Origin of the sequence: Alteromonas gracilis (assembly GCF_036870955.2) — a bacterium.
GTDB lineage: Bacteria > Pseudomonadota > Gammaproteobacteria > Enterobacterales > Alteromonadaceae > Alteromonas > Alteromonas gracilis_A.
The window spans coordinates 476,626-491,440 of the sequence record NZ_CP145482.2 but is presented as its reverse complement, the minus strand read 5'-3'; the positions used below and the strand labels follow the sequence as shown (position 1 = coordinate 491,440).

Below are 14,815 nucleotides of genomic sequence, written 5' to 3'. Positions count from 1 at the left end.
CATGTTTTGCATAATCACATACTTGTGTAAAAAAGCCGCGAACAATGTCGCGGCTTTTCTATTACTTGTTCAGTGTTATGACTTAGCGAGAAGCGCAGCGGCTTTGGGCGCAAAGTAAGTCAAAATCCCATCTGCACCTAAGACGCTTAAAGGCTAATAAGGACTCTAAAATAACGGCATCTTCGTTAAGCCAACCGTTAGCAAACGCCGCCTGATGCATGGCGTATTCACCACTTACCTGATAGGCAAAAGTGGGAACCTTAAAGGTTTCTTTGCAACGACGCACTACATCTAAGTACGGCATGCCAGGTTTTACCATCACCATGTCTGCGCCTTCATCAATATCCAGCGCTATTTCATGCAGTGCTTCATCGGTATTGGCGGGATCCATCTGGTAAGTTTTCTTATTACCACCTTTAATATTGGCTGCCGAACCGACCGCGTCTCTGAATGGCCCATAGTATGCTGACGCATATTTCGCTGAGTAAGCCATAATGCACGTGTTTATGTAACCCGCCTCTTCTAGTGCTTTTCTAATACTGCCTATGCGGCCGTCCATCATATCAGAGGGAGCCACAATATCCGCACCCGCTTCAGCATGTGATAGCGCCTGCTTGATAAGCACATCGACAGTTTCATCATTCATTACATAGCCGCTTTCGTCGATTAAGCCGTCTTGCCCATGAGAGGTAAAAGGGTCAAGCGCAATGTCCGACATCAACATAACCTCTGGAAATGCTTTTTTCAGCGCTCGCATAGCGCACTGCGCCAATCCATCTGGGTTGAACGCTTCACTTGCACAATCGGTTTTAAGCGACATTGGTGTAACAGGAAATAACGCCAGTGTACGAATACCTAACGCAACCCAGTTCGCTGCTTCCTCAAGCAATAGGTCAATAGATAAACGTTCAACACCTGGCATCGACGGCACGGCTTCTCTGGCGTTTTCTCCCGGCAAGACAAACACTGGATAGATTAAGTCGTCCACCGTCAACGTATGCTCTGCTACAAGACCTCGTAGTGCATCTTTGGCGCGCAATCTGCGCATACGGCGCAGAGGGAAAGAAGAAGATGTCATGTTTTTTCCTGTAAATATTCGTGTTTCACATTGTTTCGGCCCGCAGACTTGGCCTGATACAAGAGTTCATCTGCGTGTCTAAACAATACCTGTGCGTGATCTTCATCGCGAATGATCGTTGTTGAGACTCCCGCACTCGCTGTCAGGGTTACCTGCTCACCATTGTATAAAAGCGGCGAAGCTTCGAGGGCCTCTCGCATGGTTTCAATAACATAGCGCGCGCCCTCAAGGTCAGTGTTTGGTAGTATAATCGCAAACTCTTCACCACCAATACGGCACAAATCATCGGTGGGACGCTGAATAAGCTTTTGAAATATTCGAGTAACGTGAATTAGGCATTCGTCACCGCCATCGTGCCCATATTTGTCGTTCACTGCTTTAAAGTGGTCAACATCAATAATAGCGAGAGACAATGGAGTTTGCTCGCGTCGACTACGCCGCCCTTCTGAGCGCAAGCGCTTATCAAAATGACGTCGATTGTGCACACCAGTGAGCGGATCTATGGCGTTAAGTCGCTCTAGTTCTTGATTAACCTCTGACAATTCTCGCAGTGTAATTTCAAGCTCTAGCGTTCGCTCTTCTACTTTATATTCTAAGTCGTCTTGATAGCGCTGTTGTACTTCAAGCAGGTCTTCTTTGGCGATATTTGCCTGCTTTTCTTGCTCAAGCGCAAACTGCTGTGCAGAAATCAAATCCTCGCGACTGTGACTGTAATTTATTGCTAAGATCAACGCTAAAATCAGGGTTTCAACCGCACCACCAATGATCAGTAAACTGTTTGAGGAAATGGGCAATTCTATGAGATTAGTGTTATCTAAACTCGCACTTAAGCCGCTTATCAGTAAAAACGCCCAGGCGATGGTAAAGTACCGCGCAACAACCACGCCTTTAAGCGTTAACCAAACCCCCAAGCTAAGCGTATAAATGACAATAAGCGTTAACAGCAGCAGGTAGACCTTTATCATAAATGAATAAGGTAGGATAAAGCCCGCAATCATGTTGATACCAACAATCCACGCGATACTGCGCGTTATGTTATCTAATTTTACGCTAAATTCTCTGATTGGCAGCAAGCTACGCGTAAACATTGCAGCGAACATAATTGTCGAGCTTGAAAACAACAGTAGCGACTTGCTTTGCAACCAGGCATTGTCTACCCACAAATACTTATAACCAAAGCCATGCAAGGTAGCCAAGGTCAACGCTAAACTTAACACGTAACCCGAATAATAAAGGAAGGATGCATTGCGCGCAGCGAACGTCAAAAAGGCGTTACTAACGCCCATAGCCACAAGGACACCAAAGAAAATCCCTAGCGCGATGCTTTTACCAGATGAATAATTCAGAAATTCGCGTTCTTCCCAAATACTGATTGGTAATCGAATTGTGCCTGACGTTTGAACCTTGATAAAAACACGTTGCGTTTCTGCACTCAACGGAAGTGGAAACAAGGGAGTCACGTGCTTAATAGGTCGAAGGCGAAGTGGCTGACTATCTCCAGCCGAATAGGTGGCGACAGGCGTGCTACCAATACTTCTATAGACACCCACATCAAGATTATCAATCAGTGGGTAATCAATATGAAGAACATAACGATGCTCATCACTTTGGGTGGGCGGAATAAGTAGCGAAAACCAGTAGATGTCGTTGTGCATGCCCAAATTAACAGGCGATGTAACTGGTTTCCAATGCCCGTTGGGAACGCGCGTTATATTGTCGAAGTTGAGAGTATCCTCGGCCTGAGATAGATATTTTAACTGCGAGAATTGCGGGCCATTACTCATTGAAGGCGACAAACTAAACACCACAAACACAAATGCGACCACGGCAATAATGGTAATGGCAACAAGCCCTGCATCGTACCTTGGCATTGCCTTTAAGTTTATTCGCATAAAAACCTATTTCTAGTCGAGTGAAAACAACTCACACGCATTAGCATAACTGCAATTGCTCAATTTATCAGTCTCTAACTTCAGATACTCGCCTAATTGATTAGCGATATGAGGTAAAAATGCTGGTTCATTATTGCGTTTTCTTGGCCGCAACGTTTTAGGAAAAAGATAAGGGGCATCCGTTTCTAAGATCAGCTTATTAAGTGGGATATGCACCACAGCGTCTCTTAAGTCTTGGCCGCGCTTCTCGTCGCAAACCCAGCCCGTAATTCCTATGTACAGCCCAAGGGCCAAATAGTGCTTCACTTGCTCAGCATTACCTGTAAAGCAATGTGCAATGCCACCCTTGAGTGATGGCATATAACGTCGAAGAAGGGCCAACTGCTGCTCGAACGCATCGCGTTCGTGTAAATAGACGGGAAGGTTAATCTCTTGTGCAATGGCAAGCTGTGCTTCAAATACGCGAATTTGAGTGGGACGCGGCGAAAAGTCACGATTAAAATCGAGCCCGCATTCACCTACAGCAACACAGCCTTCTTGCTGAGCAAGCGCCTTCAACTCATCAAAATGCTGGGGCGTGACATCTTTTGCGTTGTGTGGATGAACACCGATGGTATAGCACAGGTGTTCAGGAAACCGTTGGTAAAGCGCAAAAGCAGGCGCCCACTCATTGGGGTGTGTGGTAATAACACACAGTTTTTCAACACCTGCTTCCTTGGCTCTATTGATGACTTCGGCGGCGTCAAAACGGCTATCCAGAAGATTGACGCCTGCATCAAACCACGCCATTTATTTTAAGCGCTTCACTTTCATTCGCTTACTTACGCCTTCTACGCCCAAGAAGAATGCGCCTAAGAAGCCTCTATCAATGGTGACGGTTTGTCCCACTTCAATTTTTACGTAATTTTCGTCTGTTTGCTGCCATACAGAACCATCGCTAAAGGTCACAACATACTTACCACGTAAACTCTTTGATATGTCGGTAATTGTAAGTGACACGGCTTCAAGCTGGTTGGTAGGCTTCTTCCTGTTCTCTAAGCCAAATTCGCTGGCTGCACTTTGTGGTGCGCTTTGTGTTGCCGTGGGCGGCACAGCTTGCTGACTTTGCGCAGCACCTTGTGGACGAGCTACTGGAAACGGTTTTAGTGCGCCGACCTGCTCATTAGCGCCATCGTACTGATCAAGCGATTTAGCTACACGGTCATAGCACACTAGACGCTTAAGACTGTTCTCTGTATTACGGCATTTCTGCAATGCTTCACCGACGGTCTCAGCATTAGCTGAAAACGCACTAAAGGCGCATAGCATAGTGATTAGAGAAAGTGCGCGTGTTTTCATTTTTATTCCTTTCTATTTTTAACTGCTATGTGTTGTCTGGATGTTGAGTGTGCTCTTCATCTTCTGACGCTCTTTTTCCGGCATATAAGCCACCAATAATTACGCCGATTTCAAACAGCAACCACATGGGTATAGCCAGCAAGGTTTGCGATATAACATCTGGAGGTGTTAAAAGCATACCCACTACAAAAGCACCCACGACCACGTAGGGACGCTTTGCTCGCAGTGACTTGGCATCCGTTACCCCAGTCCAACACATTAAAATAATGGCAATAGGTATCTCGAATGAGACCCCAAAAGCGAAAAACAGTTTCAGTACAAAGTTAAGATAACTAGAAATATCAGTACTGACCGTGACTCCCTCTGGCGCGACACTAGTAAAAAATGCAAACGCGATAGGGAAAACAACAAAGTAGGCGAACGCCATACCCGCGTAAAACAGCAAGGTGCTTGAAAACAACAAGGGTGCAACCAAACGTTTTTCGTTTCTATACAGGCCTGGAGCCACAAACCCCCAAACCTGAAAGAGTACATAAGGTATCGCAATGAAAAATGACAACACCAGCGTCAATTTAAACGGCGCAAAAAAGGGCGACGCGACATCCGTTGCAATCATACTTGCGTTTTCAGGTAGGCTCTCTAGCAATGGCATGGCTAGCAGCTGATACAGGTCTTGTGCAAATGCAGCTAGGCACAAAAACACAATCAAAACACTCAAGAGCGCTTTCAAAATGCGGCTACGGAGCTCGATTAGGTGAGAAATTAAGTTGTTAGTGTCAGACATTTATTGCTTTTTATAGGGTTCTTGAACCGATTCAGCGGCTTTCTTGAGCTCATCGACACTTTGTTCCAATTCTGGTGACAAGTCTTTGAGCCCTTGCTGCTCTGCTTTTTTTAAATTCTCGTGCAATTCGTGGACGCGCAGCTGATGTTCAACTTCTTGTTTGAACCCCGTTGCTACGTTACGAACACTTCGAATTGTATTAATGGTAGAGCGCATAGCTCCCGGCAACCGCTCTGGCCCTAATATAAGTAGCGCCAGAACACCGATTACTAATAACTCCCAAAAGCCGATATCGAACATTAGGATTTTTCTTTAACGTCGCTCGAAGTAGTTGAAACAGTGTCAGCTGCGGTTTTTTCTTCAACCTGCTTTTTCTGCTCAAAGTCTGCATCTTTTTCTTCTTCGGTTACTGCTTTTTTGAACCCTTTAATGGCTCCACCTAAGTCAGTACCTATACCCTTAAGGCGCTTTGTGCCAAATAAAAGCACGACTATAACTAGTATGATCAGCAGCTGCCAGATACTTATACCACCCATAAAAATAATCTCCCTTACATCGTTAGACACAGTATGCCATTGCATGGCGCTGCTTTCACCTGAATATTTGTGACAATGAATAATGATTGACGTTTTACGTACTTGGAGCGATGCTCTGCTAGCGAGCTCATGCCCTTTTGCTATAGTTTTATAAGTGCACACATTACAAGGAGTTAGTAAGTTGTGATAAGTGCTTTTACCTTGTGTTGCTCAATGGCACTGTCGCTCTATACAGCGGCAGACGGCAATGCTATGTCGGTCAAAGCACCAGTTTATAAGACCGATAGCCCTCCCCAAGACCATTCACTTCCGCGCCATGAAACATCTCAGGAACAACCCGTAGGTGAAGAAACTCCTCATTACAAAGCAGAAAGCGATGAAGACAGTAACCAAGATAAATGGTTTGATGTGTGGCAGCGTAGCTTTACTGACTCAATGGACTTTACCGTTAGGCAGTTAGACGGTTTGTTTGGAAGTGATAGCGATTCGTCGTCACAGCAAGCAAGTGCCGAAGGACGAATTCAGCTTGCGTGGGAGCCACGAAGCACATCTTTCACCGATACCGACGTGCGCTTTAGAATTCGAGTAAAACTTCCTGCGCTTGAAGAAAGAGTAGATTTACTTTTAAGCGACAACGAGGATGAAACCCAAGACAATACCATTCGCGCGGCCCGAAATACTGACAACGCCGATAGAGACCGCACGACTATTGCGCTGCGATTTAGACCTGAGCAAGATTCTCACTACTCTTTTCGCCTAGGCGCTGGTCGAGGAGATCAACTGTATGTCAAAGCGCGTTACCGCAACGCCAACGCAATAAATAAATCTGTCGCTCTGCTGTATGACAGTGAGTTTTATTATTATTCGCGTGACCGATTAGGCGCAGAAACTGGGCTTGCGCTGCAATATGATATGAACGACAAAAACCTCATACGACAGAACAACCGCTTGTATTTTAGAGACGATACCAATGACTGGCTATGGCGTCATGAAGTAAACCACCTGTATGCTATTGATGAGCACAACGCCATCGTTGGGCGCGCCATGGTAGAAGGGCTTAGCCGCCCCAATTACCGTGTAGAAGAGGTGTACGCTGGTGTTAGGTGGCGAAACAACACGCTGCGCGAATGGTTATTTTTTGAAGTTGAACCGTTTGTGCTGTGGTTAAGAGACGAAGGTTTCAACGCCTCTTATGGTGTCGCCATGCGGGTAGAGGTTTATTACGGTCAAAACCGCTAACCTCTACCACCACTGTTTGATTATCTTAGGTTCTACTACTTTGCGTCATACACAATAAACGGAACCTTACTGTAACCGCAGTAATGGCCTCGCAGAACGGTTGAGTCTGAAGACATTTTTAGTACGTGTAAGGTACCATCAAGCTCCCAAGAGGCCTCACTACCATCACGGCATAGACGCATAGCGTTATTTCGCCATATACCGTCATCACTATGACGACGTTTATTCGTGCTCGCTTCAGCGCAGTTTGTTCTGGTAACGATTGCGGTAAAAGCGTTACTGAAAGCATATCACCATCAATACTGCCGCGACTCCCAGCTGGTAGAAAGTGGGCCATACCTGCAATAGCGCGTTTGCCATCAGCGCCATTTCGAGACTCTTCAATACGCCCTTGCCCTAAGTCCACAATGTAAACCCCGCCTTGACCAATAACGCTGAAATTCACCTTTTCTCCTGACTCAAATGCATCCACGAGTAACGCAGTAGTTTCGTCAACGCCAAAACCAAATTGTTGCGAACTTTGCGCCGTCGCAGCAATCAAGCGCACTTCTCTATTCCTTTCAGAAAAATGCGTATCAAGCAATCCAATGGTAAACAGGCCAAAGCCCCCCGTAGGCTTAATTGTTACCGCATTTTCAACAAGTCGATTAGCGCAACCATTTTCATCCTCACACCGTTGAGACACTGGCGGTATGGCAAAAACACCACTTGATAATACGCCTTTTGAGTTACCGCTGGTTAACATAGGTACCGGGCGATTATTCATAAATCCACCCGCTTGCACTGCGGTTCCCGCGCTTGTGCCCCCAACAATTAGCTTGTCTGCACGCCACATCGTGTGAAGTTTAGTTAAGAATGCACTTGCTTGTCCGTCGGGGGTTGTGAGCGCGGCAAGTGTTTTACTTTGATCCCCTCCGTTGAAAAAGATACCATCGAGCGTGGAGAGTGTTTCAATGCGTAGCGCTTCATCTTCACACCACTTTCGCTGCATATCTGTGCGTGCTGGATACAATCTCTCTCTATCAAACACGTTGTTCTGTGCTCTAAATCGAGTGAGGTTGTCACACCCTTTCCCACCCATGTTATCGACAAACATCGCCTGCTGTAATGCAGGGGTTAGCGGTAACCACACGACTTCTACATTCGGCTGTTGAAAAACCCCTAAGTAAAAATCGACGGCCTCGAAGGGGTCTCTTGATGATGCCGTGACAACACCGATTTTAACTGGCGTATTTTGCTGTTCAGCTGCCTCGTCTGACGACAGTTTGGTCTGTTTTTTTGCGCGAGCGGCATCAATAAATGCATTGTATATATTCACTGAAGAGAGGTTTTTGGTATTGGCAAGTGACACCTGTTCTTTTAATCGACGGCCTTTCTCGTCAACTTGCTGCGCCTCAAGTGCATCTAGCAAAATGAAATACTCTTCATCTGACAGTGAACGGATAGCGTCGTTTGAAACCCCTTCATCATTTAACCTGTCGAACAGATCATTTTTCGTCATCGCCTTGCCAGAATTAGATGAATTAATATTCACTAATTTTGAATACAAAAATTCATTCCCTATTGAATATTCCTCCATCAATTTATGATATCGGTTGAGTGACATAGGGGTTATTTCATACAAAAGGTCCGATTTTGCTGACACGAAGTTCGCGGCTGATGTGCAATTTTTTGTCGACATGCTGGAACATGTTTTAAGTGCCCCACCTGCTAACAATAAATTAGGCGACGCGTAAGAAAAAACACTAAAAACAGTAATATAAAAACCAACAAGCACAGGAAAAGAAGGTTTGCGTATTATCTTTGAGCAGTAAAAGTTAGGGTATAAAGAAGTAGCTTTCATTAATTCCAACAAGACATTTAATTGATTGACTTTTATTCACCGTAGTGTTAACTAATTATTAATGTCAACGGTAAAGTTAATGCCGTACAGCAATATTTGATTCAGACGAAATGCATAATTCGTCACAACACTGGTTTATTAGATGATCAAGAAAGCTGCCAACCTAGGCAACTATCGCTATCAAAACTTTTACTTGTCGGAGTGGTTCGACGAGTAGCGCCCTCGCCCTTCAATTTATTGAAGCGGTCTCGCTGCGCCTTGCAGCAAATTTCTATTTAAACAAGTGTTGAATCGCGCAATCAAGCGGCATTAGACCGTGCGCATTATGGGGATCACAATAATGAAAAAATCGACGTTACTTCACAGAATCAGTGTGTCTGTTGGCACCCTAAGTTATTTATCGCTATGTATTTCTGGCGCAGCGTTCGCCCAAGAGGTTAGCGAGGAAGAAGAGACAGTAGAGCGTATTCAAGTTACCGGTACTAATATTCGTGGTGCCAACATGGAAGGCGCACAACCGCTTACGGTACTAACTTCAGACGATATCGCGCGTACTCGGTGCAACCACTATCTCAGAGCTCATGCGCACCGTAACCCAAGCACGTGGTGGTGTGGGCACATTTGATACAACACAAAGCGGCGCAACGTCTACGTCTACACCACCAGGGCAAGCTGCAGCGTCCTTACGTGGTATTGGTCCCTCTTCGACATTGACATTGGTGAATGGACGTCGAATTGCGGCAAGCTCTTTCGCCTCTGGCACTGAGAACTTTGTCGATATCAACAGCATTCCCGCTTCTGCCGTGGAAAGAGTAGAAATTTTAGCGACGGGGGCATCCGCCATTTACGGCGCAGATGCGGTAGCCGGTGTTATCAATTACATTTTAAAAGATGACTACGAAGGCCTTGAACTCTCGACCAACTATGAAAACACCACCAATAGCAACGATCACGGTGCGCTTAACTTTCAGATGCTTTGGGGTAAGAACTTTGAAAAGAGCAATTTAACCGCATTCGTCGACTATTTTGATAGAAAAGCAATTCGCGCGACAGATTTCTCGCAAACACGCGCCCCTATTTTACAAAGTAGCTACTCATACCTTGCCAAAGGTCAGCCAAATATCTTCTTCAACAGCGCACGAGATGGCAACGAAATGCCTGCGCCAAACTGTCAAGACGAGCTGACCATTACTGAGTTTGGTGAAGAGATTTGTGCCTACTATGCCAACGAAGATGACTATTTTGAAACACCACTAGAAACGGTATCAGGTGGATTTACCTATACCTACCAGGCCGATGCCTTTACCTGGCGTACTGATTTACTTGCCTCGCACACAAAATCGACGTCGTTCTCTACACCAGCGCCAATTAATCAGGTAGATGATGAAGAAGGTGCATGGATTGCTCTAGAAGCACTTGATGTGCTTGACGAAGACGCGCGAAATACCATTTTAGATAACCTGTACGATGATCCGTTTGATACTGTAGCGGGTCGTGAACTTGTAGGGTTTCAATACGATGCACGTTTTGCGACACCGCGTACCGTTGAAATAGAAACCAACGCTGTTCGTTTAGTGTCTTCTTTGCTTGGCTACATTGGCGACTGGGAGTGGGAAGCTAAGCGCGTTGTACTCTCGTAGCGAGTCAGAGCAAGTAGCAACACAAGGTATTTATAATCGCTATTTGTATACCGCAGCGGCGCATGGCGAGCTGTGTGACAACGGCGATATTGCCCAGTACAACAGTGCAGATGATATTTTAAGCTGTGGCGGTGGCACACTGTTACCTGCGTACAACCCTTTCTTGGTGGGCGATGCACAAAACGATGCTATCTTAGGGCTTGCTCAAGCTCGTCCAACCCGAGACGGCACCAGTGAAGTATTTGGTCTTGATGCCAAAATTAATGGCGAGATTGCACAGTGGAACGGTAATGCAGTGTTACTGGCAGCTGGCGTAGAATTTAGACGAGAAGAAATCACTGACCTACCATCTCTGGACTCACAAGCGAGAGCCGAGAATGATTTCTTAGTAGATGTGTTTGGATTTGGTTCAAGTGCCTCAACCGCAGACAGAAACCAAATGGGTATTTTCACTGAAATCTTTGTACCAGTAACCGATCAGTTTGATCTTAGCCTTGCTGGACGATTTGACGATTACAACGATTTTGGTAGTACGTTTAATCCAAAAGTGGGCTTTACCTATCGCCCTATTGATAACTTGGTACTTCGCGGCTCATGGTCAACGGCATTCCGTGCCCCTTCATTAACACAAGCAGGCGTGCAATTACGCACCACACGAGCATCATTTGATTGCTCGGTAAACAGTGCTGTTGCTGACTTGTATTGTGAAGGCCAAGGTACTGTACGCGGTAACAATGTACTTGAACTGGGCAACCCAGCGCTTCGCGCTGAAGAGTCAGAAACGTATTCATTTGGCTTTGCTTATAGCCCGACAGATAACACCACTATCACGGTTGATTATTGGACCTTCGATCATGAGGATATTGTCGATACCAATATGACTGGCGTGCTAGACCAAGCGATAACGGATTCGTCACTGCGTCATTGTGGTGTATTGGATGAAGGCGAAATTGGTATCTCTTACCTAGAAGACTTATGTCTGGTAACTGATAGCGCAGGAAATACCATTGAAGATGATGGCGCTAACTTAACTGAGATCCTTGATGCTTGGGTTGCTTTTGATGATCCTCGTTTTGCTGAGCTGCCGCTATTTAGAGATCACATTTTACTGTTAGACAACACGGGCAACCAAGAGCTTGAGGGCGTTGACTGGAGCATTGATCATTATTTCGAACTGGACAGAGGTACACTAGAACTTGGTTTCTCAGGTACGCATTACCTTACTTATGACAGAAATAGACCGGGCTCAGATCAAATTGAGTCACTAGCGGGCACGTTTTTGTATCCGGAAACCGTTGCAACTGCCGAGCTGTTCTACGTTGAAGAAGATTGGTACGTAGGTGCTTACGTCTTCTATACTGGCAGCTATGATGACGATATTATTCGTTTACGCGGCAGAGAAATTGACGAGTTAATCGGCCTGGGCGCGATAACAGAAGACGACCAAACCCGTGACGTTAGCAGTTGGACAACGGTAACCTTAAGTGCAGGCTATTACTTCGAGAATGCCGACCTACGTTTAACCGTTGATAACTTATTTGACCGTGACGCACCTACTGCATATGGCTCTGGTAGAGGCTTTGATGCTTTTAACCACGACCCATTTGGCACACGCTATACACTGTCGTTTAGTTACTATTTTCAATAAGTGATATAAGAGGGCGATATGCCCTCTTCACTTTCGGAGGTAAGGTTGCAACATTCACCTTCAACGCCGCGCATGCCCGACGCATTCGTTATCCTATTTTTTGTGATACTGCTTGCTGGTCTTGTGGCATGGCTTGTGCCCGCTGGCACGTTTGATACCAAACAAATTACCACCCTGGATGGCAGTGTTAAAACTGTGCTCGATGCAGATAGCTTTGCCTATGTAGAACAACATCGCGGTTTTGTCCTCTTTGATGGGAGTGGCGAGACCACAGGAATTGCTAACTATGCTTTTGATGGCATGGTCTCAGGCGATAAATGGGGCGCCGCCGTAGGCGTTATTGCGTTTATCCTGATTGTCGGTGGTGCCTTTGGCATCGTAATGCAAACCGGCGCTATTAATAACGGCATAATGGCGTTAATAAAACGCTATCAACATGCCGACAACCTGCTTTTACCCGCTCTCTTTTTACTGTTTTCACTTGGTGGGGCAGTATTTGGTATGGGCGAAGAAGCCATTGCATTTTGTATTGTACTTGTACCACTGATGACGGCCATGGGATACAACGGCATTATGGCTGTACTGGTCACTTATGTAGCCACACAAATTGGTTTTGCTACTAGTTGGATGAACCCCTTTTCCGTCGCTATCGCCCAAGGCATTGCCGATGTTCCCTTAATGTCTGGTCAGTCGTTTCGCATGACGATTTGGGGAGTATTCACTGCAGCTGGTTTAGCTTTTACCCTTCGCTACGCGAAACAACTAAAAGCTCAGCACGATAGTAGCCGGGGCATTGAAAGCGTCGCCCAAGACGCTTCGTCGTTTGCACCTTCATCACTTAAGTCTTCACCAAGTAGCTCTTTACCAGGTAGCCATGCGCAAGACAACAGCGAGCGAGCTCAATCATTCAGTACCACTGACAAGCTTATCCTTGTGGCCTTTTTTGCATGTATTTGCTGGGTTATGTGGGGCGTTATCATTCATGCCTACTACATCCCACAAATTGCCTCGCAATTTTTCTGTATGGGCATAATTATTGGCGCAATTGCATGGTGTGGTAAACGAATGCGTATGAACGATATAAGTGCAGCATTTGTCAGTGGGGCACAGTCGCTACTGCCAGCTGCACTTATTGTGGGTATGGCCAAAGGTATTGTGTTGGTACTTGGCGGTGACGATGTTACCTCACCCTCTGTGCTAAATACCTTGCTACATCATACGGGCACGGCGCTGGCACAAACAGGCACTATCATAAGCGCATGGTTGATGTTGTTGTTTCAAAGTATATTTAATTTCTTTATTGCATCGGGGTCTGGGCAAGCGGCCATTACTATGCCATTGATGGCGCCTTTATCTGATCTTGTTGGTGTGACGCGTCAGGTTGCGGTGTTGGCCTTTCAACTCGGTGATGGCCTGACTAATTTAGTTATTCCTACCTCAGCTTCGTTAATAGGCTGTTTGGGCGTCGCTGGTGTAAGCTGGACAACATGGGTAAAATTCATCGCTAAGTTTTTCGCTTGTCTTTTCGCACTGGCGTCACTTACCGTCATTACTGCCGTTCTTATAGGTTTATCTTAAATGCTTACGCTTATCAAAAATGTAGAATGTTATGCCCCTTTGCCTAAGGGCGTAGTAGATATTCTTATTGCTAATAATGCCATTGCGCACATTGCTGCGGATATTGAACTTACCTCACCCCTAGTTGATGTTATTGACGGCAGCGACCTTATTGCACTACCTGGGTTTGTTGATAGCCTGGTCCATATTTCTGGCGGTGGCGGTGAAGGAGGCTTTCATACGCGAACGCCACAAATGTCGCTCACCGAGGCTACCTTGCACGGCGTAACAACGGTTATCGGCGCGTTGGGAACAGATGCAACAACGCGGACATTGCCAGATTTGGTCGCAAAAGCGAAGGGGTTGAGTATTGAGGGCATTAGCGCCTATTGCTACACCTAGCTCATATCACTTACCAGCAAGAACCATTACTGACAATGTTACCAACGACATTGTGCTCATTGATAGTATGATTGGCGTGGGTGAAGTTGCCATTGCAGATCATAGAGCAGCCGAACCTACCGCGCAGTCTCTTGCCGAGTTGGCTGCTCAAGCACGAACAGGCGGTATGATTTCAGGCAAAGCAGGTATCGTTTATATACACACGGGTGACGGAAAGCGACAGCTCTCTTTGCTGCACGAAGTGGTAGATAATTCAGACATTCCCGCTACGCAGTTTTATCCTACCCATATTAATAGAAACCAAAGTTTGCTAGACGCTGGCGTCGCTTGGGCTCGTAAAGGTGGTGTTATCGATATGACCACCAGCACTAACGAGCAATTTATCGAAGAAGGCGAAATACCAGCCGCTCAGGCCATCGCGTATTGTTTATCTCAAGGCATAACTGCAGGTTGCCTTAGTATGAGCTCTGACGGCAATGCTAGCCTGCCCGTCTTTGACGACGATGGTGCGTTAGTCGGTTTGGAAGTGGGTCAAGTTGGCAGCTTGTATGAATCTTTCAAAGCCCTTGTTATAGAGCATGATGTATCACTAGAAGATGCCATTTCGGTAGTAAGCAGTACACCCGCACAAAGGTTGAAACTGCACAATAAAGGAAAGCTTAAAGCCGGATGTGATGCAGATATAGTGTTGTGCGATAAAACGTCGCTAGATATTGTGCATGTGTTAGCCAAAGGCCAACGCATGGTCATCGATGGAAAGGCGGTGGTTAAAGGTACATTTGAATAGTGTTTTAGACCTTTACAGTCGCAGAGAAACGAATACTTAAACCTCATTTTCACACTTTAAAGAGACAATAA

General features: G+C 45.9%; 9 protein-coding genes and 3 pseudogenes. 4 read left to right on the top strand and 8 right to left on the bottom strand.

Features of this window, described 5'->3' with window-relative positions; genetic code table 11:
- Window positions 1–75: 75 nt before the first annotated feature.
- The 7 genes and pseudogenes from hemB to tatA form a co-directional block, all read right to left on the bottom strand.
- Window positions 76–1,078 (bottom strand): annotated as a pseudogene (gene hemB, locus V6N89_RS02330) (porphobilinogen synthase).
- Entirely contained in the window at window positions 1,075–2,970 is a 1,896-nt protein-coding gene (locus V6N89_RS02325; protein ID WP_338519948.1) for a sensor domain-containing diguanylate cyclase, read from the bottom strand. Before V6N89_RS02325 ends, hemB begins: the two are co-directional and overlap by 4 nt.
- A 12-nt stretch (window positions 2,971–2,982) precedes the next feature.
- Entirely contained in the window at window positions 2,983–3,759 is a 777-nt protein-coding gene (locus V6N89_RS02320; protein ID WP_338519947.1) for a TatD family hydrolase, read from the bottom strand.
- Window positions 3,760–4,308, bottom strand: a complete 549-nt coding sequence (locus V6N89_RS02315; RefSeq protein ID WP_338519946.1) for a hypothetical protein — start codon at window positions 4,306–4,308, stop codon at window positions 3,760–3,762. It abuts the gene before it with no gap.
- 25 nt (window positions 4,309–4,333) lie between these two features.
- A complete protein-coding gene (gene tatC, locus V6N89_RS02310; protein WP_338519945.1) occupies window positions 4,334–5,092 on the bottom strand; it encodes a twin-arginine translocase subunit TatC in 759 nt (252 codons plus the stop codon).
- Window positions 5,093–5,392, bottom strand: a complete 300-nt coding sequence (tatB, locus tag V6N89_RS02305) for a Sec-independent protein translocase protein TatB (protein ID WP_014948087.1) — start codon at window positions 5,390–5,392, stop codon at window positions 5,093–5,095.
- Window positions 5,392–5,628, bottom strand: coding sequence for a Sec-independent protein translocase subunit TatA (gene tatA / locus V6N89_RS02300; protein WP_338520199.1), 237 nt, complete (start codon window positions 5,626–5,628; stop codon window positions 5,392–5,394). Before tatA ends, tatB begins: the two co-directional genes overlap by 1 nt.
- A 183-nt stretch (window positions 5,629–5,811) precedes the next feature.
- Here tatA and V6N89_RS02295 point away from each other — a divergent pair, with 183 nt between their 5' ends.
- Window positions 5,812–6,867, top strand: coding sequence for a hypothetical protein (locus tag V6N89_RS02295; protein WP_338519944.1), 1,056 nt, complete (start codon window positions 5,812–5,814; stop codon window positions 6,865–6,867).
- Window positions 6,868–6,985: 118 nt separating this feature from the next.
- On the opposite strand, the gene V6N89_RS02290 is transcribed toward V6N89_RS02295, so the two are convergent.
- On the bottom strand, window positions 6,986–8,368 hold the full coding sequence (locus V6N89_RS02290; RefSeq protein WP_346993352.1) for a cyanophycinase: 1,383 nt from the start codon (window positions 8,366–8,368) through the stop codon (window positions 6,986–6,988).
- A gap of 682 nt (window positions 8,369–9,050) precedes the next feature.
- On the opposite strand from V6N89_RS02290, the pseudogene V6N89_RS21655 reads away from it, so the two are divergent.
- From V6N89_RS21655 to iadA, 3 genes and pseudogenes are all read left to right on the top strand, one after another.
- Window positions 9,051–11,998 (top strand): annotated as a pseudogene (locus tag V6N89_RS21655) (TonB-dependent receptor plug domain-containing protein).
- A gap of 18 nt (window positions 11,999–12,016) precedes the next feature.
- Complete coding sequence (gene yfcC / locus V6N89_RS02270) at window positions 12,017–13,576, top strand: putative basic amino acid antiporter YfcC (RefSeq protein WP_346993350.1); 1,560 nt, start codon at window positions 12,017–12,019, stop codon at window positions 13,574–13,576.
- Window positions 13,577–14,744, top strand: a pseudogene (iadA, locus tag V6N89_RS02265) (beta-aspartyl-peptidase).
- Window positions 14,745–14,815 lie beyond the last annotated feature (71 nt).

What these genes read in the sequence shown, in the direction of transcription:
- tatB (WP_014948087.1), bottom strand. Translation starts at nt 5,392, where the DNA reads ATGTTCGATATCGGCTTTTGGGAGTTATTAGTAATCGGTGTTCTGGCG.
- tatA (WP_338520199.1), bottom strand. Translation starts at nt 5,628, where the DNA reads ATGGGTGGTATAAGTATCTGGCAGCTGCTGATCATACTAGTTATAGTC.
- V6N89_RS02290 (WP_346993352.1), bottom strand. Translation starts at nt 8,368, where the DNA reads ATGACGAAAAATGATCTGTTCGACAGGTTAAATGATGAAGGGGTTTCA.
- V6N89_RS02320 (WP_338519947.1), bottom strand. Translation starts at nt 3,759, where the DNA reads ATGGCGTGGTTTGATGCAGGCGTCAATCTTCTGGATAGCCGTTTTGAC.
- V6N89_RS02325 (WP_338519948.1), bottom strand. Translation starts at nt 2,970, where the DNA reads ATGCGAATAAACTTAAAGGCAATGCCAAGGTACGATGCAGGGCTTGTT.
- yfcC (WP_346993350.1), top strand. Translation starts at nt 12,017, where the DNA reads ATGCCCTCTTCACTTTCGGAGGTAAGGTTGCAACATTCACCTTCAACG.
- V6N89_RS02315 (WP_338519946.1), bottom strand. Translation starts at nt 4,308, where the DNA reads ATGAAAACACGCGCACTTTCTCTAATCACTATGCTATGCGCCTTTAGT.
- tatC (WP_338519945.1), bottom strand. Translation starts at nt 5,092, where the DNA reads ATGTCTGACACTAACAACTTAATTTCTCACCTAATCGAGCTCCGTAGC.